At 61.6% G+C, this 23,928-nt stretch carries 19 protein-coding genes; 12 read left to right on the forward strand and 7 right to left on the reverse strand.

What is annotated here, in order from left to right:
• Nucleotides 1-51: 51 nt before the first annotated feature.
• Nucleotides 52-1,446: a dihydrolipoyl dehydrogenase gene (gene lpdA, locus AAFH49_RS13125; RefSeq protein WP_342298773.1), complete on the reverse strand. Its 1,395-nt coding sequence runs from the start codon at nucleotides 1,444-1,446 to the stop codon at nucleotides 52-54.
• Between the two features lie 220 nt (nucleotides 1,447-1,666).
• Here lpdA and AAFH49_RS13130 point away from each other — a divergent pair, with 220 nt between their 5' ends.
• The gene (locus tag AAFH49_RS13130; protein WP_342298775.1) at nucleotides 1,667-2,587 is read left to right on the forward strand and encodes a tetratricopeptide repeat protein; all 921 of its coding nucleotides are present in this window, start codon (nucleotides 1,667-1,669) and stop codon (nucleotides 2,585-2,587) included.
• A 148-nt stretch (nucleotides 2,588-2,735) separates the two neighbouring features.
• Here AAFH49_RS13130 and AAFH49_RS13135 read toward each other — a convergent pair whose 3' ends face one another.
• Nucleotides 2,736-3,977 carry an NAD(P)/FAD-dependent oxidoreductase gene (locus AAFH49_RS13135; protein ID WP_342298778.1) on the reverse strand — a complete coding sequence of 414 codons (1,242 nt, stop codon included), beginning with the start codon at nucleotides 3,975-3,977 and terminating at the stop codon, nucleotides 2,736-2,738.
• Between the two features lie 133 nt (nucleotides 3,978-4,110).
• Here AAFH49_RS13135 and fabG point away from each other — a divergent pair, with 133 nt between their 5' ends.
• On the forward strand, nucleotides 4,111-4,860 hold the full coding sequence (gene fabG / locus AAFH49_RS13140) for a 3-oxoacyl-[acyl-carrier-protein] reductase (protein WP_342298779.1): 750 nt from the start codon (nucleotides 4,111-4,113) through the stop codon (nucleotides 4,858-4,860).
• A 72-nt stretch (nucleotides 4,861-4,932) separates the two neighbouring features.
• Here fabG and AAFH49_RS13145 read toward each other — a convergent pair whose 3' ends face one another.
• Entirely contained in the window at nucleotides 4,933-8,181 is a 3,249-nt protein-coding gene (locus AAFH49_RS13145; protein ID WP_342298781.1) for an InlB B-repeat-containing protein, read from the reverse strand.
• 763 nt (nucleotides 8,182-8,944) lie between these two features.
• Here AAFH49_RS13145 and AAFH49_RS13150 point away from each other — a divergent pair.
• The 4 genes from AAFH49_RS13150 (at nucleotide 8,945) to AAFH49_RS13165 (ending at nucleotide 13,623) form a co-directional block, all read left to right on the forward strand.
• Nucleotides 8,945-11,026: a VWA domain-containing protein gene (locus tag AAFH49_RS13150; protein ID WP_342298783.1), complete on the forward strand. Its 2,082-nt coding sequence runs from the start codon at nucleotides 8,945-8,947 to the stop codon at nucleotides 11,024-11,026.
• Between the two features lie 104 nt (nucleotides 11,027-11,130).
• Nucleotides 11,131-11,811 carry an NAD-dependent epimerase/dehydratase family protein gene (locus AAFH49_RS13155; RefSeq protein ID WP_342298784.1) on the forward strand — a complete coding sequence of 227 codons (681 nt, stop codon included), beginning with the start codon at nucleotides 11,131-11,133 and terminating at the stop codon, nucleotides 11,809-11,811.
• Nucleotides 11,812-11,844: 33 nt separating this feature from the next.
• Nucleotides 11,845-12,945, forward strand: coding sequence for an MBL fold metallo-hydrolase (locus AAFH49_RS13160; RefSeq protein WP_342298787.1), 1,101 nt, complete (start codon nucleotides 11,845-11,847; stop codon nucleotides 12,943-12,945).
• A gap of 90 nt (nucleotides 12,946-13,035) precedes the next feature.
• On the forward strand, nucleotides 13,036-13,623 hold the full coding sequence (locus AAFH49_RS13165) for a pseudouridine synthase (RefSeq protein ID WP_342298788.1): 588 nt from the start codon (nucleotides 13,036-13,038) through the stop codon (nucleotides 13,621-13,623).
• Nucleotides 13,624-13,743: 120 nt separating this feature from the next.
• On the opposite strand, the gene AAFH49_RS13170 is transcribed toward AAFH49_RS13165, so the two are convergent.
• Entirely contained in the window at nucleotides 13,744-14,172 is a 429-nt protein-coding gene (locus AAFH49_RS13170) for a hypothetical protein (RefSeq protein WP_342298790.1), read from the reverse strand.
• Between the two features lie 290 nt (nucleotides 14,173-14,462).
• On the opposite strand from AAFH49_RS13170, the gene dnaK reads away from it, so the two are divergent.
• The 3 genes from dnaK (at nucleotide 14,463) to AAFH49_RS13185 (ending at nucleotide 17,967) form a co-directional block, all read left to right on the forward strand.
• Nucleotides 14,463-16,406 (forward strand): molecular chaperone DnaK, encoded by a 1,944-nt coding sequence (gene dnaK / locus AAFH49_RS13175; protein ID WP_342298792.1) that lies wholly within the window; start codon nucleotides 14,463-14,465, stop codon nucleotides 16,404-16,406.
• A gap of 129 nt (nucleotides 16,407-16,535) precedes the next feature.
• Entirely contained in the window at nucleotides 16,536-17,198 is a 663-nt protein-coding gene (locus AAFH49_RS13180; protein WP_342298794.1) for a hypothetical protein, read from the forward strand.
• A gap of 103 nt (nucleotides 17,199-17,301) precedes the next feature.
• The gene (locus AAFH49_RS13185; protein WP_342298795.1) at nucleotides 17,302-17,967 is read left to right on the forward strand and encodes a hypothetical protein; all 666 of its coding nucleotides are present in this window, start codon (nucleotides 17,302-17,304) and stop codon (nucleotides 17,965-17,967) included.
• Between the two features lie 161 nt (nucleotides 17,968-18,128).
• Here the strand turns inward: AAFH49_RS13185 and AAFH49_RS13190 are convergent, their stop codons facing one another.
• Nucleotides 18,129-19,247 (reverse strand): endonuclease/exonuclease/phosphatase family protein, encoded by a 1,119-nt coding sequence (locus AAFH49_RS13190; protein ID WP_342298797.1) that lies wholly within the window; start codon nucleotides 19,245-19,247, stop codon nucleotides 18,129-18,131.
• A gap of 177 nt (nucleotides 19,248-19,424) precedes the next feature.
• Nucleotides 19,425-19,994 carry a 5-(carboxyamino)imidazole ribonucleotide mutase gene (gene purE, locus AAFH49_RS13195; protein ID WP_425293332.1) on the reverse strand — a complete coding sequence of 190 codons (570 nt, stop codon included), beginning with the start codon at nucleotides 19,992-19,994 and terminating at the stop codon, nucleotides 19,425-19,427.
• Nucleotides 19,995-20,120: 126 nt separating this feature from the next.
• Between purE and AAFH49_RS13200 the strand changes: the two genes are divergently transcribed.
• From AAFH49_RS13200 to AAFH49_RS13210, 3 genes are all read left to right on the forward strand, one after another.
• Nucleotides 20,121-20,741 (forward strand): MarC family protein, encoded by a 621-nt coding sequence (locus tag AAFH49_RS13200; protein WP_342298799.1) that lies wholly within the window; start codon nucleotides 20,121-20,123, stop codon nucleotides 20,739-20,741.
• A 370-nt stretch (nucleotides 20,742-21,111) separates the two neighbouring features.
• On the forward strand, nucleotides 21,112-22,137 hold the full coding sequence (hemE, locus tag AAFH49_RS13205; protein ID WP_342298801.1) for a uroporphyrinogen decarboxylase: 1,026 nt from the start codon (nucleotides 21,112-21,114) through the stop codon (nucleotides 22,135-22,137).
• A 114-nt stretch (nucleotides 22,138-22,251) separates the two neighbouring features.
• On the forward strand, nucleotides 22,252-22,461 hold the full coding sequence (locus AAFH49_RS13210) for a zinc ribbon domain-containing protein YjdM (protein WP_035567109.1): 210 nt from the start codon (nucleotides 22,252-22,254) through the stop codon (nucleotides 22,459-22,461).
• 417 nt (nucleotides 22,462-22,878) lie between these two features.
• Here AAFH49_RS13210 and AAFH49_RS13215 read toward each other — a convergent pair whose 3' ends face one another.
• On the reverse strand, nucleotides 22,879-23,877 hold the full coding sequence (locus tag AAFH49_RS13215) for a bifunctional heptose 7-phosphate kinase/heptose 1-phosphate adenyltransferase (RefSeq protein WP_342298806.1): 999 nt from the start codon (nucleotides 23,875-23,877) through the stop codon (nucleotides 22,879-22,881).
• Nucleotides 23,878-23,928: the final 51 nt, after the last annotated feature.

Below are 23,928 nucleotides of genomic sequence, written 5' to 3' on the forward strand. Positions count from 1 at the left end.
AGCCTCTTGCTATTTGCAAGAGGCTTTTTTTTAATGGATTAGAACAGACCCTTACAGGTGAATCACCTCGCCATATGCCGCCGCGGCAGCTTCCATAATGGCTTCCGACATCGTTGGGTGTGGGTGCACGGCCTTGATGATTTCCATGCCGGTGGTTTCCAACTTGCGGGCCACCACTACCTCGGCAATCATTTCGGTCACGTTCATGCCAATCATGTGGGCGCCGAGCCACTCGCCGTATTTCTTGTCGAAAATGACTTTCACGAAGCCGTCTTTGGCACCGGCGGCGCTGGCTTTGCCCGAGGCTGAGAAGGGGAATTTGCCCACCAGCACGTCGTAGCCTTTGGCTTTGGCTTCGGCTTCGGTGTAGCCCACACTGGCAATTTCGGGCGAGGCGTAGGTGCAGCCAGGGATATTCTGGTAGTTGAGCGGCTCGGGGTGGTGGCCGGCGATTTTCTCAACGCAGATGATGCCTTCGGCCGAGGCGACGTGGGCCAGCGCGGGGCCGGGCACAATGTCGCCGATGGCGTAGATGCCGGGCACGTTGGTCTGGTAGAAATCATCGACCAGCACACGGCCACGCTCTACCTTGATGCCCAGCTCTTCGATGCCGATGTTTTCGAGGTTGGTGGTCACGCCCACGGCGCTCAGCACCACGTCGCAGTCAATCTGCTGCTCGCCTTTGGCGGTTTTGATAGTCACTTTGCAGCCTTCGCCGCTGGTGTCCACTTTAGTTACTTCGGCGCTGGTGAGCACGTTCACGCCGATTTTGCGGAACGACTTCTCCATCTGGCGCGACACTTCCTCGTCCTCCACGGGCACGATGCGGGGCAGGAACTCCACCACCGTCACCTCCGAACCCATGGTGCGGTAGAAGTAGGCAAACTCGACACCGATGGCACCGGAACCTACCACCACGAGGCGCTTGGGCAGCTGCTCCATGCTCATGGCCTTGCGGTAGCCGATGATTTTTTTGTTGTCAACCGGCATCGTGGGCAGCTCGCGCGAGCGGGCGCCGGTGGCCAGAATGATGGATTTGGCTTCCACCGTTTCCTTGCTGCCGTCGGCCTTGGTTACCTCCACTTTGCCGGGGGCCACCACCTTGCCGGTGCCCATCACGGCTTCGATTTTATTTTTTTTGAACAGGAAGTTGATGCCCTTGCTCATGCCGTCGGCCACGCCCCGGCTGCGCGAAATCACCGCACCGAAGTCGTAGCCGATGCCTTCGGCCTTCAGGCCATAGTCGGCGGCGTGGTTGAGGTACTCAAACACCTGCGCCGACTTGAGCAGGGCTTTGGTGGGGATGCAGCCCCAGTTGAGGCAAATGCCACCCAGCGACTCGCGCTCGATAACGCCCACTTTCAAACCCAGTTGCGACGCCCGAATGGCGGCTACGTACCCGCCGGGGCCGCTGCCGACCACGACCAAATCAAATTGCAATGCCATAGAATGCTGCGAAAGAAAAAAGTAAACCGGGCCCGGCTGGGGGGCCCACCCATTACGAGCCGTAAAGATAGCCGCCGCGCCGCGTCGGGATTGTAGTTGCCGGTGGGTTATCTTGCCAACAAGATTTTGGCGCGGTCTGGGCCAGCAGCCAATTTTTGAATTTTCCCGTATAAGGCCCGGTTACGGCGCAGCTTGCCGTGGCTACACATTTCTGCATTCCATGAAACCACATTTTCGCGCTCCTATGGCGGCCCTCGGGTTGCTCGCTTTCCTCACCAACTGCGCCACTACTGTTACTGAAAAAGAGAAGCCGGGCAATACCAGCCAGCTCATGACCATGCCGCCCGTGTCTGATGCCCGCCGACCGGACTCGACCGGCGCGGCCATTTCAGCTCCCGATGCCCGCACCACTAGCGAGGCCAACGGCATTGCCGCCACGCCCGCCACCGCCGTGGCTTCGGATGCGGCCTCGGCTGCCGCGCTGGCCGCCGACCGGCCCGACCCGAACGCGCTATCGGCCACGGCGGCTTCGGCCGAGCGCGAGAAGGAGAAAAAAATGACGGTCCTCGACTACCGCAACATGCTGGCCAACGCTGATGCCATCCTGAAAGTAGAGCCCAAAAATTCGGCGGCTTACCTGCAGCGGGCCAAGGCCAAAAGCTACCTCAAGAACTACGCAGAGGCTCTGCCTGACTACGCCACGGCCATCAAGTACCAGCGCAACAACCCCGATGCGTACTACAACCGGGGCGTAAACCGCCTGATGATGAAGCAGTACAAAGCCGCTTCGACTGACTTTTCGGGAGCCATCAAGTACCGACCCGATGACAAGGAATCATACTTCGGCCGGGGCGTGGCCAAGATGCAGATGTACCAGTACAAGCCCGCCGTGGCCGATTTTACTAAAGCCATCCAGCTCGATTCGACCTACGCCGACGCTTGGGAATATCGCGGCATCAGCTATTCGTCATTTGATAAGCTCTCCGAAGCCCGCCGCGACCTCGAAAAGGCCGCTAAGTTGAACCCCGAAGCCGCCAAGAGCCTGCGCCGCTATGTGGGCAATGATGAGGGCAAAGCGCCCATCAAGCCGGCTCCTGCGGCGCGCACGGGTGGCGTGCACCCCAAGCCCGGCCAGCACTAGGCCGGAAAGCTTCAGCTGACGAATAAGAGAACGTCATGCTGAGCGGAGCCGAAGCATCTCTACCGCATTACTAAATTAAATTAGTTGCGCGGTAGAGATGCTTCGGCTCTGCTCAGCATGACGTTCTTGTTTTATCCCTTCCTCACCCCTACTTCCCGCCGAAAAACAGTTTGAAATAAAAACTGGGCTTGCGCAGCCGCTCGCGCAGGTCCAAATCCATGAACATCATGGACAGGGTTTCGGCCAGCGTGGGGTTGTTCACGGCACGGTTGGCCACGATGTTGAACAGGCTGGGGAAGTTGAGTAGCCGCTGCATCACGCGGCTCAGGCGCAGCTCCTGGCCGAGGCGGTTGTAGACGGCTTTGTCGTAGTTTTTGAGGAAATCGGAGCTGAAATCGGCTTTTTTCACCGCCTCCACGGCCCAGATGGCGGCGTGCCGGCCGCTCACCATGGCGTGCGAAATGCCTTCGCCGGAGAATGGGTCGATGAGCGAACCGGCATCGCCGAGCAGGAAATAACCCGCGCCGGACAGCGCCCGCCGCTTCGAGCCCAGCGGCAGGCCGAAGCCTTTGACCGGCCCCAGCCGCGTGGCCCCGGCGAAGCGCGGGGCCAGCGTGGGGTGCGTGGCCAGAATCTCATCGAGGCGCTGGCGCAGGTTGATTTTTTTGGCGGCTACGGTTTTGGAGAGCATGCCCACGCCCACGTTGGCCTGGCCGTTGGGGAGCGGGAACACCCAGAGGTAGCCGGGCAGGAAGTCCTTGATGAAGTGCAGCTCGATGAAGTTATCGGGGCTGAGGCCGCTCACGCCGTCATAGTAGGTGCGCAGGCCGGCGCAGTGGTGGTCGGGCTCCAGGGCGTGGCCAGCCACTTTGCGGGCAAATTCGGACTGCGCACCGTTGGCCACGAGCAGTAGGCGGCAGGTGGCGATTTCCTGGCCGGCTTTGTCGAATAATTGCCAGCCCTCGGGCGTGCGCTCGGTGCGGGCCACGTCCACGTTTTCGCGGAAGTCGATTTCAGGGCGCTGCCGCACTTCTTCCACCAGGAAATTATCGAAATCAATGCGCTTGGCGACGTGGCCGGCGGTGTGGTCGGTGGCCTTGTCGAACTGGGGCTTGAAGGGGATGGCGAGCTTGCGGCCGTTGGGCGCGATGAAGTCGATGCCCCAGCTGGGAATCTGGATGGGCGAGGCGGCCAGCTTGGCGTGCAGGCCGGGCTCGATGCGCTTCAACTCATTGATGACCTTGCCGCTGAGGGCGTCGCCGCAGGTTTTGTCGCGCGGGAACGCGGCGCGGTCCAGCAGCAGGCAAGGCTGGCCGGCGTTGGCGAGGTGCAGGGCGGCGGCGGCCCCGCCGGGGCCCGCGCCCAGAATGCAGATGTCGTAGGTTGTCATTCCGAAGGTGTCATTCCGAGCATGTTGCGCATCAAGCAAGGTCGAGGAATCTGAGATAATGTGGCACAAAGGACGCTACACAATTCAGATTCCTCACTTCGTTCGGAATGACGGGCGGCCTTACCTTCGCCCCATGACCAACACACTCACCGGAAAAGTGGCCCTCGTGACGGGCGCTTCCAAAGGAATTGGCCGCGCCATCGCGGCGCATTTTGCCCAGCTCGGCGCCGATGTCGCCTTCACGTATTTATCCTCAGTGGAGAAGGGCCAAGCCCTCGAAACCGAGCTTTCGGCCAACGGCACGAAAGTGAAAGGCTACCGCTCCGACGCCTCCGACTACGCCCAGGCCGAAAAGCTGATTGAGGACGTGGTGGCCGATTTTGGCAAGCTCGACATCCTCGTCAACAACGCCGGCATCACGCAGGACGGCCTGCTGATGCGCATGTCCGAGCAGCAGTGGGACAACGTACTCACCGTAAACCTAAAATCGGTGTTCAACCTCACCAAAGCGGCCACCAAGCCCATGATGCGCGCCAAAGCCGGCTCCATCATCAACATGACCAGCGTGGTGGGCATCAAGGGCAACGCCGGGCAGGCCAACTACGCCGCCAGCAAGGCCGGCATCATCGGCTTCACCAAATCGGTGGCGCTGGAGCTGGGCTCGCGCAACATCCGCTGCAACGCCGTGGCCCCCGGCTTCATCGAAACCGAAATGACCGATGCCCTCGACCCCAAGCAGGTGGACGAGTGGCGCAAGGCTATTCCGCTCAAGCGTGGCGGCCGGCCCGAGGATGTGGCGAAAGCCACCGCATTTCTGGCGTCGGATGATTCGGCCTACATCACCGGCCAGGTGCTGCAGGTGGATGGCGGGATGCTGACGTAGGAAATTCAGCCCATTTAAGACTGAAGGGGCACCGCAGCACTTTTGCACGGTGCTCCTTTTGGTTTCTGCACTTCACGGCCGCACCAGCTTGATTTGGGCGCGCTGGTTCCGGCCTTTCAGCAGCAGGTAGTACAAGCCAGAAGTGGTTAGCTCGTGTGAGAAATCAAGCAGCTGGGCTGCTTCTGTCAATTGGCCGCTCGCCAGCTTAGCCCCCAGCACCGATACCAGCGAGTAGGCTACCGGCCCCTGGAAATCATCGGGCAGCAGCACCCACAGCCGGCCGTCGCCGGTTGGGTTGGGGTAGGCCTGGGGCGTGGCGATGCCGGCGGAGCCGCTCAATCGGGCCGCGTCCGGGCTGCTGATGCTGGCTGACGGAGCCGACGACATGGAACTGCTAAAATCCGCGGCCAGGGCGGTTCGGGCCGCGCCGGCATTCTGCCGCCACACCTCCACTCCGGATAGGTTGGCGTAGCCGCCGGCGGTGCTCAGCACCAGCGTGCCCGTGCCGGTAACGGTGGCGGGGTACGGTCCCAGCCGGTCCCAATGCCCGGCGGGTCCGCTGTTGTAGTTGGCCAGCACTACCTGGCCCTGCACGCGCACATCGAAGATTTCCGGGCTGTTGTCTTCCCACACGTAGGCGTACACGGCGTAGGTGCCGGCCGGCACGTTGCGCAGCGTCGCATCAATGCTGGGGCCGTACACCGACGAGCGAATCATGCTGGCCCGCAGGGCATCGGTGGCCGGGTTCAGAGTGATATTCTGATTCGCAAACCGCGTCCCCGTCACGGTGAAGTTGGCCGCGCCGGTGGCGGCTTCCCAGTTCTGGCCGTCCAGCACCAAGGCGTTGCCGTTGATGTTCAGGGCGCGATAAAACGTCAGGCCAGTGCCGCTGGTGGCCGTGAAAGTAGCCGTAATGGCCTTGTTGGTGGTCATCGTCACGGTCAGCGGATTGGTGGTGCCCGTGGCATCGCCGCTCCAGCCGTTGAACTGGTAACCGGCGGCGGGCGTGGCCGTGAGCGTGACGCTGCTGCCACTGGCGTAACTGGTCTGATTGGGGTTTTTAACGACTGTGCCGCTGCCGGTGGTGGCCGTGGTCAAGGTGTAGGTAGTCGGGGCTACCGCCGTGAAAGTGGCGGTGATGCTTTTGTTGGCCGTCATCGTCACGGTCAGCGGATTGGTGCTGCCGCTGGCATCGCCGCTCCAGCCCGTGAACGTGTAGCCCGTGCCGGGCGTAGCCGTGAGCATCACGCTGCTGCCGCTGGCGTAAGTAGCGGTGTTCGGGTTCTTCGTCACCGTGCCCGTGCCTACCGTATTGGTGGTCAGTGTGTACGTCGTTGGGGCCACGGCGGTGAAGGTGGCGGTAATGGTCTTGTTGGCCGTCATGGCCACCGTGAGCGGGTTGGTGCTGCCGGTGGCGCTGCCACTCCAGCCCGTGAAGGTGAAGCCCGCCGCTGGGGTCGCCGTCAGGGTCACGTTGGTGCCGCTGGGGTAGCTGGTCTGGTCCGGATTTTTGGTCACCGTACCACTGCCAACGGTAGTAGCGGTGAGGGTATAGCTGGCCGGGGTGGCCTGGTTCGATACGCTGAAGCTGATGCTGAGCGGCGTGCCGGCCGTACCATTGCCATTGCCCGCCGTGTAAGGAGTGGCCGTGAGCGAATAGTTGCCGACTGCCGGCGTCCAGGAATTGTATTTGCCCGCGCCATTGTCCCCAAACAGCGCGTAAGGGGCCACCGATTCGGTCTGGTTTCGGGTTTGCGTTCCGCTGAGGGCGAAGACGACGCTGCCCACGGTAGCCGGGCTGGTTGTGGCCCGGATGTTCAGGTTGCGGGTGGGCAAGGTGGCCAGGTTGAGCGTCGCGCCCGCCGCAATCCCTTGAATATCCGTGTTGCTATCGGCATTAACCAAAATATAGCTCACCACGCTTTGGCCGGTAGCCGTGAAGGTGGCCGTAATGGCCTTATTGGCCGTCATCGTCACGGTCAGCGGATTAGTGGTGCCCGTCGCGTCGCCGCTCCACCCCGTGAAGGTGAAGCCAGCTGCCGGTGTGGCCGTCAGCGCAACGCTGCTGCCGCTGGCGTAGCTGGCCTGATTCGGATTTTTCGTTACCGCGCCGCTGCCGCTGGTGCTGGTCGTCAGCGTGTAGCTGGTCGGGGGCACGGCCGTGAAGGTAGCCGTGATGCTTTTATTGGCCGTCATCGTCACGGTCAAGGGATTAGTCGTGCCCGTGGCATCGCCGCTCCAGCCGCTGAAGGTGAAGCCCGCTGCTGGCGTGGCGGTCAGGCTCACCGTAGCGCCGCTGGCATACGTGGCCTGGTCCGGGCTTTTGGCCACCGTGCCGCTGCCCGTAGCCGTCACCGTCAGCGAATACGTGGCGGGACTGGTCGCGCCACTTACCTGGTTGTAGGCCACCTGCTGCAAGGCCACGGCATCGGCCGGCGCAATGCCCAGGTCGGCGGCAGCGGTTTCGCCGGTCCCCAGGGTGCGCGGGTCAACCCCCGTGATTTGATAAAGCAGCACGCAGGCACTGAGATACGAGCCCCATTTGCTGGCGTGGAAATAGTTGGACCATAGGTCGAGCTGCCCGGCCGTGGGGTTGTAGGGGTTGGGCATGGCCACGCCCGTTTGCATGGCCAGCTGCCAGGCATCGCCCACCGGAGCCACCGCTTCAAAATGCCCGTTCTGCGCAAAGGCCTGGGCATAACCATTGTGCAGGTCCGTACCCATGGCCGTGATGGGCTGGCCCGAATACGGCTGCCCGGCCGGATACGTGAGGTCGGCGCGCGCCCAGGTTTCGTAGAGGTAGACCTTAGCCGCCGCGTTTGCCGCATGCACCGCCTGTTCCAGCCGCGTGGAATAGGTGAAAAAGTCAGCTTGGTTGCCGCCTTTGTTCGCGGGCAAGGGCCCGGTGCTCAGCTCCTGCAAAACCACTTTGTCCCAGCCCGCCGGCCGCCCGATAACCGAGAGGGCGTTGGTGTAGTGGTAGGTCAGGTCCACCCCGTTGATGGCTTCAATGTGCACCTCATAGGCCAGGCCCGCCTCGTCGGTGAAGCGCTTGAAAATGCCCGGCACGCCGCCCCACGGCCCCGAGTCGTCGCTTTCGTGGCGGGGGGAGTTGGCGGGCAGTCCGTAGTTGTCGTCGAAAATGGCCGCCGCGTTATAGTTCAGCACCGGCGCGACGTAGCCGTGCGTGAAACTATTGCCCACAAATAGAATGCGGGTTTGGGACAGCGCCGGCCCGGCCGGGGCCAGCAGGGCCAGACCGGTACACAAGGTGGCAATCAGCCATTTCAAATCACGGAAGTGGGCATAACGCATCAGCATGGCACGTCGAGCAGGTTAATTTATAATTACATGTTTCTATGTTGTAAAAAACAGTACATGAGTAGCCCGCCCCTTGCCCCACACTTGTAGCTGCGGGTGAGTGGTCGAAACTGGTGGGCGGTAGAAGAAGGGCAAGCCGGCGGCCGGGACTTAGCGGGGCCTGTCCGCCGGTGGTGCATGGGTCGGGCTGGCAATGAGTGGGGAACACGCCTGCCATTTGCACGGGCTTATACGGCCTTACCCGCCTCGAAGTCGGCAATTAGACTGGCTCTGGCGTTGGCTTATGCTGGATTTCAGCATCCTCAACCCGACGGGCAAAATATGTAGCTTCACGAATAGTCATTGGCTTTCACTTGGTTACACTTATAGAATATCTAATTCTCAAAAAACAAATTATTTGATAATATTAATAATAATTTACTCAATCATTAACCCTATCAGTATTAATACTATCAGTCACGTATTCTTTCATTTTAAGAAAGACTCCGAAGCTCCTGTTAGAGTTGATTTTTCGGGTTGCCTGAACGATGCGGAGACGCATCATTGCGTCTCCGCATCGTTCAGGTATTTCCACTCGGCTTCATTCCTCCTCACTCACCACCGGCTCTCACCACATTCCACAAGCTCGCTGGGGGCGTAGTTTTGTTGGCAAGCCGGGTGCCCGGTGCCGAACGGCCCACAGTGCGCAGCCGTTGAAGCAGCGGACGGCTGCAACTTTAGCGGCGCGGGCCGACCTTTAGCGCTGATTCAATCCGATTTCCGTTTGCTGACCACTCAATATTCTTCCTGGTTTATCCTGCTCTGCCTGGCCGTGGGGGCCGGCTACGCAGCCCTGCAATACTCGGCCCAAGCGCCCTGGAGCAAGCAGCGCAACTACGCGCTGGCGGCGTTGCGCTTCGCGGTGGTGAGCTTTTTGTGCTACCTGCTGCTGGCCCCGGTCATCCGCACCACCACCACGCACACCGAAGCCCCCGCGCTGGTGCTGGCCGTCGATAACTCGCAGTCGGTGGAATTATTCACGCCCAAAAACGTGCTCAGCCAAGCCACCGACGGCCTCACGAAGCTGGCCGAAACGCTGCGCGGCAAGGGCTTCACCGTGGAAACCCGCACCCTGACGTCCACGCCCGCCCGCCCGGCCCGGCTCGATTCACTCCGCTTTTCCGCCGCCACCACCGACCTCGACCAGCTGCTCGCCGGCACCCGCGACGCCTACGAGGGCCGCAACCTGGCCGGCGTGGTGCTCCTCAGCGACGGCCTCGTGAACCGGGGCCGCAGCCCCGCCTCCGCCGAATTCAACTTCCCGATTTACACCGTGGCCCTGGGCGACACCATCCCCAAGCGCGACCTGCGCCTGACCGGCCTCACCTACAACCGCGTGGCCTTCAGCGGCAATAAATTCCCCATTGAGGCCGAAATAGGCTTCGAAGGCTACGCGGGCGGCGCGGCCACCGTGGAACTGCGCGAGGGAAACAAGGTGCTCGACAGCCGCCGCGTGGCCCTGCCCACCGGCCGGCGGCGGGTGCGCGCCACGTTCCAGCTCACCGCGCCCGCGCCGGGCAAGCGCCGCTACGAAGTCCGCATCGTGCCCCAGGCCGGCGAGTTTACGGCGCTGAACAATGCCCGCACGGCCTTCATCGAAATTGTGAAGGGCAAGCTGCGCGTGCTGTTGGCCGGGGCCGCCCCGCACCCGGATTTGAAAGCCCTGCGCGCCGCCATTCTCGCCAACGACAACTTCGACCTCACCCTGGCCCTGCCCGGCGTAAATCCGCTCAAAGCCAACGCCGATTTCGACGTGGCCATCCTGCACCAGCTGCCGGCGCAGGGCGGGTTGGGCAATGAGATTCTGGCCCAGGTGAAGGCCCGCAAAACACCCGCGCTCTACATCATCGGGGCCCAGTCCGATTTGGGGGCGTATAATCAGCTCGGCGCGGGCCTCACCATCCAGCCGCGCGGGGCGCAGACGGACGAGGTGACGCCGCTGCCCAACCCCGGCTTCGCCCGCTTTGCGACGGACGAGGAATCGGCTCGCCGCTTTGCGCAGTACCCGCCCGCGCCGGTGCCGTTTGGCGAGCTGCGGCTGGGCCCGGGGGCCGAGGCCGCGCTCTGGCAGCGCGTGGGCCGCGTGGCGACGCAGAAGCCGTTGCTGGTTTTTGGCGGCCCCACCGACCACCGTCAGGCCACCCTGCTCACTGATGGCAGCTGGCAATGGCGCCTGAGCGAAGCCGTGGCCCACGACGACAAGCCCGAAGCCTACGACCGCCTCATCATCCGCACGCTCCAGCTCCTCACCCAAAACGCCAACAAAAAGCGCCTCGACGTGTACCCCACGCAGGACGTGTTCGGCACCCAAGACGACGTGACCCTCGGGGCCGAAACCTACAACGCCGTCTTCGAACGCCTCTACAACCAGCAAATCGACCTCGTTTTAACCGACGAAAAAAAGCAAACCCGCCGCTTCTCCTTCGCCAACCCGGAGGATGGCTCACCCCTGCACCTGGGGCCGCTGCCGGCGGGCCTCTACCGCATTCAGGCGCGGGCCACGCTGGGCGGCCAGCCCCAGCAGGACGCGGGCGAGTTGCTGGTGCAATCCCAGCCCCTCGAAGCCCTGGAATCGAAGGCCGACCACAACCTGCTGGCCCAGCTCGCCCGCCGCAGCGGCGCGCGGCTGTACTACCCGGCCCAACTGGATAAGCTGGCCCAGGACATCATCAAAGCCAACTACAAGCCCGTGATTACGGCCGAGGAAGACCTGAAGGACTTAATCAACCTGAAGTGGATTTTCTTCGTGATTCTGGCCTTTTTGACGGTGGAGTGGGCCGTGCGGAAGTATTCGGGCAGCGTGTAGCATCGGGGAGCTACGAGCCTTCGCATCTCCACACCGTTCTTTTGGCATCTGCGTAAAGTAGAAACGCCCTCACTGCGTCCTCCCTCCTACTTTACCTCATCAATATGAAACTACGAGTCATCCTGACCGGGGCCACCGGCATGGTGGGCGAGGGCGTTCTGCTCGAATGCCTGGAGAACCCTACTGTGGAGCACGTGCTGGTGCTCACGCGCAAGCCCACCGGCCGCAGCCACGCCAAAATGCGCGAGCTGCTGGTGCCCGACCTGGCCAACCTGAGTGCCGCGGAAAGCCAGCTCACGGGCTACAACGCCTGCTTTTTCTGTGCGGGCGTGTCGTCGGTGGGTATTTCGAAGGAAGAATACGAGCGCATCACCCACGACATGACGCTGGCCGTGGCCGAAACACTGGTGCGCCTCAACCCCGAAATGACGTTCATCTACGTATCCGGCGCGGGCACCGACGGCACCGAAAAAAGCAGCCAGCACTGGGCCCGCGTGAAGGGCCGCACCGAAAACGAGTTGCTGGCCCTGCCCTTCCAGGCGGCCTACATGTTCCGGCCGGGCTTTATGAAGATTACGCCCGGCCAGCGCAACGTGCTGAAATGGTACGGGGCTATTGCCTGGCTCTACCCGGTGGCCCGCAAACTGGCCCCGAACTTCGTGAGCACCATGCAGGAGGTGGGCCGGGCCATGATTAACGCCGCCGATTTCGGCTACACCAAACCCGTGCTCGAAGTGCGCGACATCGTGGCCCTGGCCCACAGCCAAGCCGCCCCGCGCCCCTAATGTAGAATGCGGAAACTCCTAAAAACCTCCCTAATGGCATCGAGCGGTATGATTGGCGTGGTGTTGCTGGCCGCCATCAGCTTCATCGGCCTCAGCCCGCAGCTGGGCGGCAAGCCCACCAAAGCCGAGCGGCAGACCTACGCGAAGTCGGGCCACTACAACGAGAAGGAGGAAGAATTCGTGAACCTGATTCCGACCCGGGAGCTCACGGCCGGCAGCATGCCGGCCGTGATGTGGAAATTCCTGTTCCGCAAATCGCCGCAGGCCGCGCCCCCCGGCCCGCTCCCCACGCAGCCGCTCGATTCGCTCGCCATCACCCAAAAAACGCCCGAGATGGTGCGCGTGACGTGGTTCGGCCACTCGGCCAGCTTGGTCGAAATCGCGGGCCAGAACATCCTGCTCGACCCCATGCTGAGCATCAAGATGGGCCCCGTGAGCTGGGCCGCCCCCAAACGCTACAACCGCAGCTTGGCCATCGCGCCCGAAAAGCTGCCGCCCATCGCCGCCGTCCTCATTTCGCACGACCACTACGACCACCTCGATTACGAAACCATCCGGAAAATCAAGGACAAAGTGGGTCATTTCTACGTGCCGCTGGGCATCGGCCCGCATCTGCGCCGTTGGGGCGTGCCGGCCGCGCGCATCACCGAAATGAGCTGGGGCGACAGCGCCAAAATCCCCGGCCTCACGCTGCGCTGCACGCCCAGCCGGCACTTTTCGGGGCGCGGCCTGGGCAACCGCAACTCCACGCTCTGGTGCTCCTGGGTGATGCAGGCCACCGCCAAGCGGGTTTTCTACACCGGCGATGGCGGCTACGGGCCGCACTTCGCCGCCATCGGCCGGCAATACGGGCCGTTTGATTTGGCGTTGGTCGAATGCGGGCAGTACAACGAGAGCTGGGCCGAAATCCACATGAAGCCCGAGCAAAGCGTGCAGGCCGCCCGTGATGTGCGCGCCGCCGTGATGCTGCCCGTGCACTGGGGCGCCTTCACCGAATCGCTCCACGCCTGGAACGAGCCCGTGACCCGCGCCACCGCCGAGGCCGCCCGCCTGGGGCAGGTTATAACCACGCCCCACCTGGGCGAGCCCGTAACTTTGGGGGCTGCATTACCGCAGACGCGGTGGTGGGAGTAGCGCGGACTTTTAGTCCGCGACTGCACCGTCCCTCTCAGTTGCTCATATCCCCGCACTGGTCCTATTCGCGGACTAAAAGTCCGCGCTACTATGCGCTACATCCTCCTCAACAAGCCCTACGAAGTCCTCACCCAGTTCACCGACGAGCACGGCCGCGCCACGCTCAAGGATTTCGTGCCCGTGCCCGACGTATACCCCGTCGGCCGCCTCGATTTCGACAGCGAAGGCCTGCTCCTGCTCACCGACGATAAGCAGCTCCAGCACCGCCTGAGCGACCCCAAATTCAAAGTCCCGAAAACCTACTGGGCACAAGTGGAAGGCACTGTTTCTGAAGCAGCGTTGCAGCAGCTGCGGCGCGGCGTGCAGATAAAAGAAGGCCTCACCGCCCCCGGCGAAGCCACCGCATTGCCTGAGCCTGCCCACCTCTGGCCGCGCAACCCTCCTATCCGCTACCGCACCAGCATCCCCACCAGCTGGCTGGAAATCCAGATTTCGCAGGGTATGAACCGCCAGGTGCGCAAGATGTGCGCCGCCGTGGGCTTGCCGTGTTTGCGGCTGGTACGGGCGGCCATCGGGCCGTTGGGGCTGGGCGAGTTGCAGCCCGGCGAGTGGCGCGATTTGACAGCAGCCGAAGTGGCGGAGTTGCGCCAGACCGCCGGAGTAATGCGCCGTTTCTAGCTGAAGCGCAAGTTTCCAAAGCCCGGCACGACTTACCCCGGCGTGGGCTACGAACAGTAATGGAAGCGCTACGCCACCGATTGGGAGTAGCAGACGTGGGCATTTTTAAGCCGCTGATGCTTATTTCTCTCGCACAAAGTACCAATCCGTATGGCCGTAAACCTTTTTCGGTCCATAGTAAGAAAGGCTGGCATAAATCAGCGTATCCTTCGTCAACTTCATTACCGAGTCAGTCGGAATCATTTTATCAAGATACCCTCCAGGTACTTTCGCCCCATTGTATTCGGAAACTTCGAAAGCTAATCGAGTTGAATCCTGATTGAATTTCCAACGCCCCTTTATTTGCATTTGACCATAAAGGATTTCTTCGTAGTTACCACTCCGGCCTAGAGTCATCACTTTCTCTGAAGCACTTACAGCTTGATATTTTTTGCCAAATGACTTTATACCTACTTGCTTCCACTTATGGCAAGCAAGATGCATTCGGCTATCCTGGTTGAAGACGCCGAACAGTGAAGCGAAGAGTAGAAGACAGAAGAATTTTATCACTTCAGCTACTAATTAGTGTCTTGAGTTATACAGTTCCTCGCAAGTATAACTGGTTTTGCAGGACTGAGTGAGCATTTCAAAATGCCGTTTCCGCCCTCATGTCAGGAAATCCCCCGCCGCCCGAAACAAATCAAGCCACCGCGTCGCATAACCCCGGCCCTAGCCGCCATTCGGTGACAATCTGTCACCAAAACGACGCTGGTACGTTGCTTGTAATCCCTCGGTAGCGGCGGCAACGCGGCTTTCAACCTGACAACTTCCACTCTTCTTAACCCAACACACCCCCTATCATGGGCAAAATAATCGGCATTGACCTCGGCACCACCAACTCGTGCGTGTCCGTAATGGAAGGCAACGAACCCGTTGTAATTCCCAACAGCGAAGGCCGCCGCACCACCCCCAGCATCGTCGCGTTCCTCGACGGGGGCAAGGGCGAGCGCAAAGTGGGCGACCCGGCCAAGCGCCAGGCCGTGACGAACCCCCAGAACACGATTTCCAGCATCAAGCGCTTCATGGGCCGCCACTTCAACGAAGTGACCGCCGAGCAGAAGCACGTTTCCTACCAAGTAGTGGCCGGTGCCAACAACACCGTAGCCGTGAAAATCGGCGACCGCAACTACACGCCGCAGGAAATCTCGGCCATGGTGCTCCAGAAAATGAAGCAAACCGCTGAGGATTACCTCGGCCAGCCCGTAACCGAAGCCGTTATCACGGTGCCCGCTTACTTCAACGACGCCCAGCGCCAGGCCACCAAAGAAGCAGGTGCCATCGCCGGCCTCGACGTGAAGCGCATCATCAACGAGCCCACCGCCGCCGCCCTGGCTTACGGCCTCGATAAGAAGCACAAAGACCAGAAAATCGCCGTGTACGACCTCGGCGGTGGTACGTTCGATATCTCCATCCTGGAGCTTGGCGATGGCGTGTTTGAAGTACTGAGCACCAACGGTGACACCCACCTCGGTGGCGACGACTTCGACCAGGTTATCATCAACTTCCTCGCCGACCAGTTCAGCAGCGAAAACGAAGGCCTCGACCTCCGCAAGGACCCCATGGCCCTCCAGCGCCTGAAAGAAGCCGCTGAAAAAGCCAAAGTGGAGCTTTCCAGCTCGACCGAGACCGAAATCAACCTGCCCTACATTACCGCCACGGCCTCGGGCCCCAAGCACCTTGTGGTGAAACTGAGCCGCGCCAAATTCGAGCAACTCGCCGATGACCTCGTGCGCCGCTCGATGGAGCCCGTGAAAAAGGCCCTGCAAGACGCTGGCCTGTCGACCTCCGACATCAACGAGGTTATCCTCGTGGGTGGCTCGACCCGCATTCCCCGCATCCAGGAGGAAGTGGAGAAATTCTTCGGCAAGAAGCCTTCGAAAGGCGTGAACCCCGACGAAGTGGTAGCCATCGGCGCTGCCATCCAGGGCGGTGTACTCACCGGCGAAGTGAAGGACGTGCTGCTGCTCGACGTGACCCCGCTTTCGCTGGGCATCGAGACGATGGGCGGCGTGATGACCAAGCTCATCGAGTCGAACACGACCATCCCGACCAAGAAATCGGAAACTTTCTCGACGGCTTCGGACAACCAGCCTTCGGTAGAAATCCACGTGCTGCAAGGCGAGCGTCCGCTGGCCAGCCAGAACCGCACCATTGGCAAGTTCCACCTCGACAGCATCCCGCCCGCACCCCGTGGCGTGCCGCAAATTGAGGTAATCTTCGACATCGACGCCAACGGCATCCTGAACGTAACCGCCAAGGACAAAGGCACCGGCAAAGAGCAGAAAATCCGCATCGAAGCCAGCTCGGGCCTCTCCGAAGCCGACATCAAGCGCATGCGCGACGAAGCCGCCGCCAACGCCGAATCGGACAAAGCCGAAACCGAGCGCATCACGAAAGTGAACGCCGCCGACTCGATGATTTTCCAGACCGAGAAGCAGCTGAAAGAATACGGTGAGAAGCTGAGCGGTGGCAACAAAACGGCCATCGAAGGCGCGCTGGCCGACCTCAAATCGGCGCATGAAGCCAAAGACCTCGCCCGTATTGACACTGCTATGGAGGCAATGAATGCCGCCTGGCAGGCTGCTTCGCAGGAGATGTACGCCGCTGGCGGTGCCGAAGGTGGCCAGCCCGGTGGTGGTTTCCCCGGCGGCGACGGCCAGGGCGGCGATGGCCAAGGCCAGGGCCAGCCGGCCGGCGACCACGTCACCGATGTGGACTACGAAGAAGTAGATGGCAATAAATAAGGACCACGGATTCGCTCGGATTTTTCGGATTCCACGAATTTTGTGACTGAGTAAAAAGGCCGGAGGCGTGAGCTTCCGGCCTTTTTACGTTATTTGTTGCCCACATCCAGCACCTGCAATTCCTTTTCTATGCTTGACTTTCTACCCTTCCAGTCGTTTCCATCGGCCGAGGCGGCACAGCCGCTGCTGACGATGCTGCGGCAGCGCGCGATTCCCTTCGAAACCGCCACCGATACCGGCGAACCCGTTTTCAATCCGGCCTTCACCTTCAATAACACCTACGCCACCTTCGTGGTAAAGCTGCACGGGGCAGATTTTGAGTGGGTGCGCCGCTTGCAGGAAGATGCCAACCGCGAAGCCCTGGCCACGCTCAGCCCCGACCATTATCTGTTCAGCTTTTCCGATGCCGAGCTGTTTGAGCTACTGGCCAAGCCCGAAGAGTGGAGTCCGCTAGACGTGAGCCTGGCCGGGCAGCTGCTGCGGCAACGGGGCCGCGATGTATCGGCCGATACCATTCGGCTGCTGCGCGAACACCGCGTGGTGGAACAGAACAAGCCGGAACGGAACAATACCGGCCGCATTCGCCTGGGGTATTTGTTTGCGCTGCTCGGCGGTTTCGGGGCCATTTTCATGGGTTGGGAGCTGTACTCGCACAAGAAAACCCTGAACGATGGCCGCCAAATCCCCGGCTATTCGGCCCGCGACCGGGTGCACGGCCTGCGCATTATGACGCTCGGCGCGGCCAGCCTCATCCTCTGGCTTGCGTGGCGCGTGGCGGTGATGCCGCAATAGCCGGGCTTACCTTTGCAGCCATCGGCCCCGCTTTCGCGTAAGCACGCCCACGGACGCGCTTAGGGCCGGTCCCCTTCTGTTTCGACTTATTGCTCCTCTTTTTATGAACGTTTCTTCCCTTCTGTTTCCCGCCCGCGCCCTGGCTTTGGGCACTTTGCTGATTGCCGCCGCTTCGTGCAGCGTGAGCGAACAAGTAAAAGACAAACCCACCGGCAAGAACGCATCAGCTGAAGCCCTGGAAAACGAGGCGTACAGCCTAATGCAGTACCGCCTCAATTTCATCGACGAAGCCACGCTCGGCGGCCAGGACATCCTGTTCGTGCGCCAGGCCTCCGACATCGCCTCGCCCCAGCAAGCCCAGCTCCAGACCGCGCTGCAAAAAGGCAACCTGCCCCTGCACCTCAAAATGCGCGTGTACGCCCGCAACCCCAGCGCCACCACCAGCATCCAGCTCAAGCAGCTCGATTACAAGCTGCTGCTCGACGGTAAGGAGCTGACCGCCGGCACCACCGGCGCGGGCACCACGCTGGAATCCAGCGCCATCGAAACCCTGCCCGTCACCGTTGACCTCAACGTGAAGCCCGCGCAGCTGGCGGGCAGCACCCCGGCCGCCTTCGCCGCCGGCCTCACCGATTTCACCGCCGCCAATCGCCGCCTCACCATGCAAATCCGCCCCATGTACGTGGGTGCCAACGGCCGCCAGGTGCCGCCTACTGATTTTGAAACCGTAGAATTAGTAACGAAGAAAAAAGCGACGGCAGCTAAGTAAGAAGCCCTCGGGCTCAATAGGTTCATCAGCCCAGCACGTCATGCTGAGCGCAGCCGAAGCATCTCTACCGCAGTAGTAATCCTGATAATTGGATTGCGTTGTGCGGTAGAGATGCCTCGACTGCGCTCAGCATGACGTTCTGGTTTTAGCCAATTTCAATCCTACTCATTCCCAGCCGCCACATCCTCCACCCCCTCCTCAATCTTCTCCTCGGCCTCTTGGTGGTCATCCGAATCAGCAGCTTCGAGGAGATTTTCCTGTTCCTGCCAGCCCTGGGGCTCGTAGCTGAGGCGGATGTAGATGGGGTAATGGTCGGAGCCGATGTGGGTGAGGCGGCGCAGGTCCTGCAAGCGGAAATGGGCCGAGTGAAACACGTGGTCCAGCGGCCAGCGCAGCAGCTTGTAGTCGGCGTGGAAGGTGGGCAGCAGGCCGCGCCCGATGCGCGGGTCGAGCAGCCGCGAGAGCCGCCGGAACAGCTCAGACGTGTGCGACCACGCCACGTCGTTGAGGTCGCCGGCCACGATGGTCGGCCCGGTATGGTGCTGAATCACCTTGCCCACCACCAGCAGCTCCGCATCGCGGCGGGCGCTGTTTTTCGATTCCTGCGGAGCCGGCGGCTTGGGATGCAGAAAGTGCATGTTGACGGTGACCCCGCTGGGCAGCCGCACGCAGCCGTGAAACGACGGAATATCGGGGTCGAGAATGTAGCGAATCTGCGGCTCCACCAGCGGCAGGCGCGAGAACACCAGCATGCCATAGGTGTTGGGCAGCGGGGCGTGGCAGGTGTAGGGGTAGTCTTTTTCGATGCGCTGGAGCTGGCTCAGCCACCAGTCGTCGGTTTCCACGGCCAGCACCACATCGGGCCGCAGGTGCGAGATGTGGCCCAGCAGCCGCGAGGCATCCCGGTTATACATCAGCACGTTGGCCACGATGATGCTCAGGTGGTGGGCATCGTCATCGGCTGGCCGGCTGGCATCCGACACCTGCTTGCGGTGCAGCGGCGTGTAGGGCCAGATGCGGCTGAACTGGTACACCACCGCCACCGCCAGGCTCGCCACAAACAAGCTATTGCCGAAGCTGCGCGGCGTGGGCAAGGCCAGCGCCGCCCCTAGGCTCAGCAGCAGCGCCGCCACGATTTGCAGGCGCGGAAAGTCGCAGATGCGAATCCACCACGCGGTTTGGCGGAACACGGGCAGCAGCGTCACGAGCAGGCCCGCGCCCCCGATTATCCATACCGCCCAATGGCCGGTGGTCAGCATTGCAGAAAGAAGAGTGGGCATCAAAAGGGAAGCGGGTGGGATTTGTTAAAAGGGCAATTGAACCCAAAAGAACGTCATGCCGAGCGTAGCGAAGCATCTCGCTTGGGGTAGTAATTCAATCGTTGAAAGGGATTAGTGGCGGCGAGCGAGATGCTGCGCGGCGCTCTGCATGACGTTCTCTATTAGCAGTGCCGCCCCCTACACATCATCCTGAAAACCGCCCTTGCGCAGCTCCTCAATCGTGCGCATCACCCGGTCTTTGAGGGCGGTGCGGTATTTTTCCAGCGCATCGGCCAGCCGCGCGTTGCCGATGGCCAGCATTTGAATGGCCAGCACGGCCGCATTGGCGGCGCTGTCGATGCCCACCGTGGCCACCGGCACCCCGGCCGGCATCTGAATCATGCTCAGCACCGAATCGAGCCCCTGAATGGACGTGGTGCTATTAATGGGCACCCCAATCACCGGCAAAATGGTGAACGCGGCCACCATGCCCGGCAGGTGCGCCGCCCCGCCCCCGCCCGCAATCAGTACGCGCAGGCCGCGCTTGCGGGCACTTTCGGCATACTCTACCATGCGGTGCGGCGTGCGGTGCGGCGACACCAGCGTGATTTCATACGGCACCCCGAACTGGCGGCACACCTCGGCGGCGGCCGTCATAATTTTCAAATCCGACCGCGACCCCATGATAATGCCCACCAGGGGCGTTTCGGTGGTCGGGCGGTCGTCGGAACCGCTCGAAGCAGCGGCAGCAGTAGTATCGGGAATCATTCGGCGGAGAAAACAAAAGAGCGTAAAACCGGCCACTGCCGGCACCGGACGACACACAGGCCGCCGTTGAGGCGGCAAAATAGGGCTTTTCTGTCCGGCCCGCCCCTTCTCCTACCTTTGTTGCCTATGGAAATTCTGCTCGCCACCTTCACCACCCTCTTTTCCATCGTCAATCCGTTCGGGGCGATGCCGGTTTTCCTCACCCTCACCGCCGACGACCGCGCCTCCGAACGCGCCCGCACGGCCCTGCGGGCCTGCATTTACATGGTGGCCGTGCTCACGGTAGCGTTTTTTGGCGGGCAGTACATCCTGAATTTTTTCGGCATCAATATCCAGCATCTGCGCATCGCGGGCGGCATTCTGCTCATCCGCTCGGCGTTCGATTTGCTCACCCCCGGCGGCAACCGCGACCGGGTGGGCCCCGAAGCCCTCGAAGAAAGCAAGCAGAAGGACGACATCAGCTTCACCCCGCTGGCCATGCCCATGCTCTCCGGCCCGGGCTCGATGGCCATCTGCATCGGCCTCATCCGCCCCACCTACGTCGACAAGGCCATGACCGTGGCCGGCTTTGTGCTGGTAGCATTCGCCGCCTTCATTGTCCTGATTTTTTCGCTGCGCCTCACCCGCGTGCTCGGCAAGCCCGGCATGGCGGCCATGTCGCGCATCATGGGCTTCATCACGCTGGCCATCGGGGTCAATTTCCTGGCCTCGGCCATTGGGGTGCTGTTCCCCGGCCTCACGCGGTAGCGCAAAGGGTTCGGCAGGCCATTCACAACTGGTGAGGGGCATGTCGAACCCTTCGGCATGCCGCTCACAACTAGTGAGGGGCATACCGAATCCTTCGGCATGCCGCTCACAACTAGTGAGGGGCATACCGAACCCTTCGACATGCCGTTCACAACTGGTGAGCGGCATATCTAACCCTTTGGCATGCCGCTCACAACTGGTGAATGGCATGCCGAAGGGTTAGATATGCCGCTCACAACTAGTGAGGGGCATATCTAACCCTTTCCCATGCCATTCACGAGTGGTGAGTGGCTGGGGAAAGGTGGTTCGCTGAATTTGCGGCCCACGGCACCTATCGCCGCGTCCCCAGCCCGTACCTTTGCGCTTCCTTATGCTGAAAAACGACCTTTTCCTGCGTGCCGCCCGGGGCGAAGCCACCGAGCGCACCCCCGTCTGGCTCATGCGCCAGGCCGGCCGCATCCTGCCCGAATACCGCGCCCTGCGCGCCCGCCTCTCCGGCTTCAAAGAGCTGGTCGAAACCCCCGAGCTGGCCGCCGAAGTCACCATCCAGCCCATCGACGCGCTGGATGTGGACGCCGCCATCATCTTCTCCGACATCCTCGTGGTGCCCGATGCCATGGGCCTGCCCTACGAAATGGTGGAAGCCCGCGGCCCCTTGTTCCCCACCACCATCAAGACGGCGGCGGACATCGACAAGCTCCGCATCCCCGACCCCGAAGAAGGCCTCGGCTACGTGCTCGAAGCCCTGCGCATCACTAAAAAAGCCCTCAACGGCCGCGTGCCGCTCATCGGTTTCGCCGGCGCGCCCTTCACCATCCTGGCCTACATGATTGAAGGCCACGGCTCCAAAACCTTCAGCAAAGCCCGCGGCTTCCTCTACAAAGAGCCCGTTCTGGCCCACCGCCTGCTCGCCAAAATCACCGCCACCACCATCGCCTACCTGCAAGCCCAGGTGGCGGCCGGCGCGCAGGTCGTGCAGGTGTTCGATTCGTGGGCCGGCATCCTCACCCCCGCGCACTACACCGAGTTCTCGGCCCGCTACATCGCCGAAATCTGCGAAGCCCTGGCCCCCCTCGTGCCCGTCACCGTCTTCGCCAAAGGGGCTTGGTGGGCCGTGCCCGAGTTCGCCGCCATGCCCTGCCGCACGATAGGCCTCGACTGGAACCAGACCCCCAGCCAGGTCCGCCTCGAAGCCGGCAACAAAACCCTGCAAGGCAACCTCGACCCCTGCGCCCTCTACGGCACCCCCGAGCAGGTGAAAGCCGCTACCGAAGCCATGCTCCGTCAGTTCGCCGGCGGCCCCCACATCGCCAACCTCGGCCACGGCGTGTATCCCGATACTAATCCCGACAACGTGCGGGTATTCGTGGAAACGGTGAAGGCCTGGCGGGGATAGATTATCTATGTAGGATGCGGGGCTTGCCCCGCCCGCCGTTGAACGGAATTGTTGAAACGGTGCGAACGCACGGGCGGGGGCAAGCCCCGCACCCTACTTCAAACAACTCGATTTATGGACGTAAAAGACAGCAACGGCACCCTGCTCGCCGAAGGCGACTCGGTCACCCTCATCAAAGACCTCAAAGTGAAGGGCTCCTCGCTCACGCTCAAGCGCGGCACGGTGGTCAAAAACATCCGCCTCACCAACAGCGCCGCCGAAATCGAAGGCCGCGCCGGCGGCAGCACCATGGTGCTGAAAACCGAGTTTCTGAAAAAGGCTTAGCTTGCCATTGCCCTCATTTCAACAGTCACTGATAATGTGCGGCAATTGCTTTAAAGAAGAATTTTTCTCCTTCCCCAGCTATTGGGCTTTTGAAGAATTTGATTTGCAGCTAACTCAGGGATTACAACTTGCAAAAGGCTTGCGCTATGTAAAGCAGACCCAAATTGATAGGCTTCACGCGTTTTCAACCTACAAGTGTGAAAACTGTGGAACTACATGGCAGCTTTCAGAGCCTGATAATGCTTGGCGCGGATTCTTCTTGACAGAACCTAACGCAAAAGCATATCTGAATAAAATCGGTCGTAACGATAGAGCCCGTTCTTTCGGGTGCTTGGCGATTATAGTAATTCTTTCTGCCCTGGCGTTAATTTGGCGATTGAGTAGATAACTGTGCGGAGTTTCACTCCAGGCCATTATCTACCGCAGTCCCGCCTCCCCCGCTTCTTCCAGCAGCCGCTGTTTCTCTACGGGCACCACGCCTACCTGCTCGCACACCAGCCCGCCGCCCAAGTTGGCCAGCGCCGCCGTGAAGGCCGCCGGCTGGCCCAGCGCCACGCACAGCGCCGCAATGCTGATAACGGTATCGCCCGCGCCCGACACGTCGGAAATGGTGCGCAGGTGGGCCGGCAGGTAGGTCTTTTCGGCTTCCTGCTGGGCAAATACGCCGTATTCGGAAAGCGTGACCAGCACGATTTCGGGCGTCAGCACCTCCCGCAGCCGAGCCACGGCGGCCTCGAAACCGGCGCGGTCGGTATTAGGCTCGCCGAATTCCAGCTTCAGACCCTCGCGCAGCTCTTTCAGGTTGGGTTTGAAGAGGGTGCAGTGGCGGTAGGCCAGGAAATTCTTCTTCTTAGGGTCCACCACCGTGGGGATGCCGCGCTGCCGGGCGCGGGCAATGCACTCGATAATGATGCTTTCGCTGAGCACGCCTTTGTCATAGTCCTCAAAGATGACCACGTCGGCGCGGGCCAGCAGGTCGTCGTAGGCGGCCAGGAGCTGGGCGGCTTCCTCGGCGTTGAGGTCGGTTTCAATTTCGGAGTCGATGCGCAGCAGTTGCTGGCCGTGGGCCAGGATGCGCTGCTTCACCGTGGTGGGCCGGGCCGCGCTACGGATGAGCCCGTCGGCCGGCAGGTCGTGGGCGTGGAGCAGGTCCAGCAGCTGGTCGCCGCCCGCGTCATTCCCAATCACCGCGCAAAGCAGCGGCGTGGCCCCGAGGGCCTGCACGTTCAGGGCCACGTTGGCGGCCCCGCCGAGACGGTTTTCGGTGCGGGCTACGTGCACCACGGGCACGGGGGCCTCGGGCGAGAGGCGCGTGGCGCGGCCCCACACGTAGGCATCCACCATCACGTCGCCGATGATGAGGACGCGGAGGTTGTTAAAGTTGTCGAAAAGGTCGGTGAGGGAAGTTTCGCGCAAGGTTTCGCTGAATTTGCGACGCCCGAAAGAACGTCATGCAGAGCGCAGCGA

The organism is Hymenobacter segetis, from assembly GCF_038448715.1.
GTDB lineage: Bacteria > Bacteroidota > Bacteroidia > Cytophagales > Hymenobacteraceae > Hymenobacter > Hymenobacter segetis.

Bases quoted from the DNA above. Each gene is read 5' to 3' on its own strand.
- hemE (WP_342298801.1), top strand. From the start codon at position 21,112: ATGCTGAAAAACGACCTTTTCCTGCGTGCCGCCCGGGGCGAAGCCACC.
- AAFH49_RS13130 (WP_342298775.1), top strand. From the start codon at position 1,667: ATGAAACCACATTTTCGCGCTCCTATGGCGGCCCTCGGGTTGCTCGCT.
- purE (WP_425293332.1), bottom strand. From the start codon at position 19,994: ATGATTCCCGATACTACTGCTGCCGCTGCTTCGAGCGGTTCCGACGAC.
- AAFH49_RS13135 (WP_342298778.1), bottom strand. From the start codon at position 3,977: ATGACAACCTACGACATCTGCATTCTGGGCGCGGGCCCCGGCGGGGCC.
- AAFH49_RS13185 (WP_342298795.1), top strand. From the start codon at position 17,302: ATGAACGTTTCTTCCCTTCTGTTTCCCGCCCGCGCCCTGGCTTTGGGC.
- fabG (WP_342298779.1), top strand. From the start codon at position 4,111: ATGACCAACACACTCACCGGAAAAGTGGCCCTCGTGACGGGCGCTTCC.
- AAFH49_RS13160 (WP_342298787.1), top strand. From the start codon at position 11,845: ATGGCATCGAGCGGTATGATTGGCGTGGTGTTGCTGGCCGCCATCAGC.
- AAFH49_RS13190 (WP_342298797.1), bottom strand. From the start codon at position 19,247: ATGCCCACTCTTCTTTCTGCAATGCTGACCACCGGCCATTGGGCGGTA.
- AAFH49_RS13200 (WP_342298799.1), top strand. From the start codon at position 20,121: ATGGAAATTCTGCTCGCCACCTTCACCACCCTCTTTTCCATCGTCAAT.
- dnaK (WP_342298792.1), top strand. From the start codon at position 14,463: ATGGGCAAAATAATCGGCATTGACCTCGGCACCACCAACTCGTGCGTG.
- lpdA (WP_342298773.1), bottom strand. From the start codon at position 1,446: ATGGCATTGCAATTTGATTTGGTCGTGGTCGGCAGCGGCCCCGGCGGG.
- AAFH49_RS13210 (WP_035567109.1), top strand. From the start codon at position 22,252: ATGGACGTAAAAGACAGCAACGGCACCCTGCTCGCCGAAGGCGACTCG.
- AAFH49_RS13165 (WP_342298788.1), top strand. From the start codon at position 13,036: ATGCGCTACATCCTCCTCAACAAGCCCTACGAAGTCCTCACCCAGTTC.
- AAFH49_RS13145 (WP_342298781.1), bottom strand. From the start codon at position 8,181: ATGCTGATGCGTTATGCCCACTTCCGTGATTTGAAATGGCTGATTGCC.
- AAFH49_RS13180 (WP_342298794.1), top strand. From the start codon at position 16,536: ATGCTTGACTTTCTACCCTTCCAGTCGTTTCCATCGGCCGAGGCGGCA.
- AAFH49_RS13155 (WP_342298784.1), top strand. From the start codon at position 11,131: ATGAAACTACGAGTCATCCTGACCGGGGCCACCGGCATGGTGGGCGAG.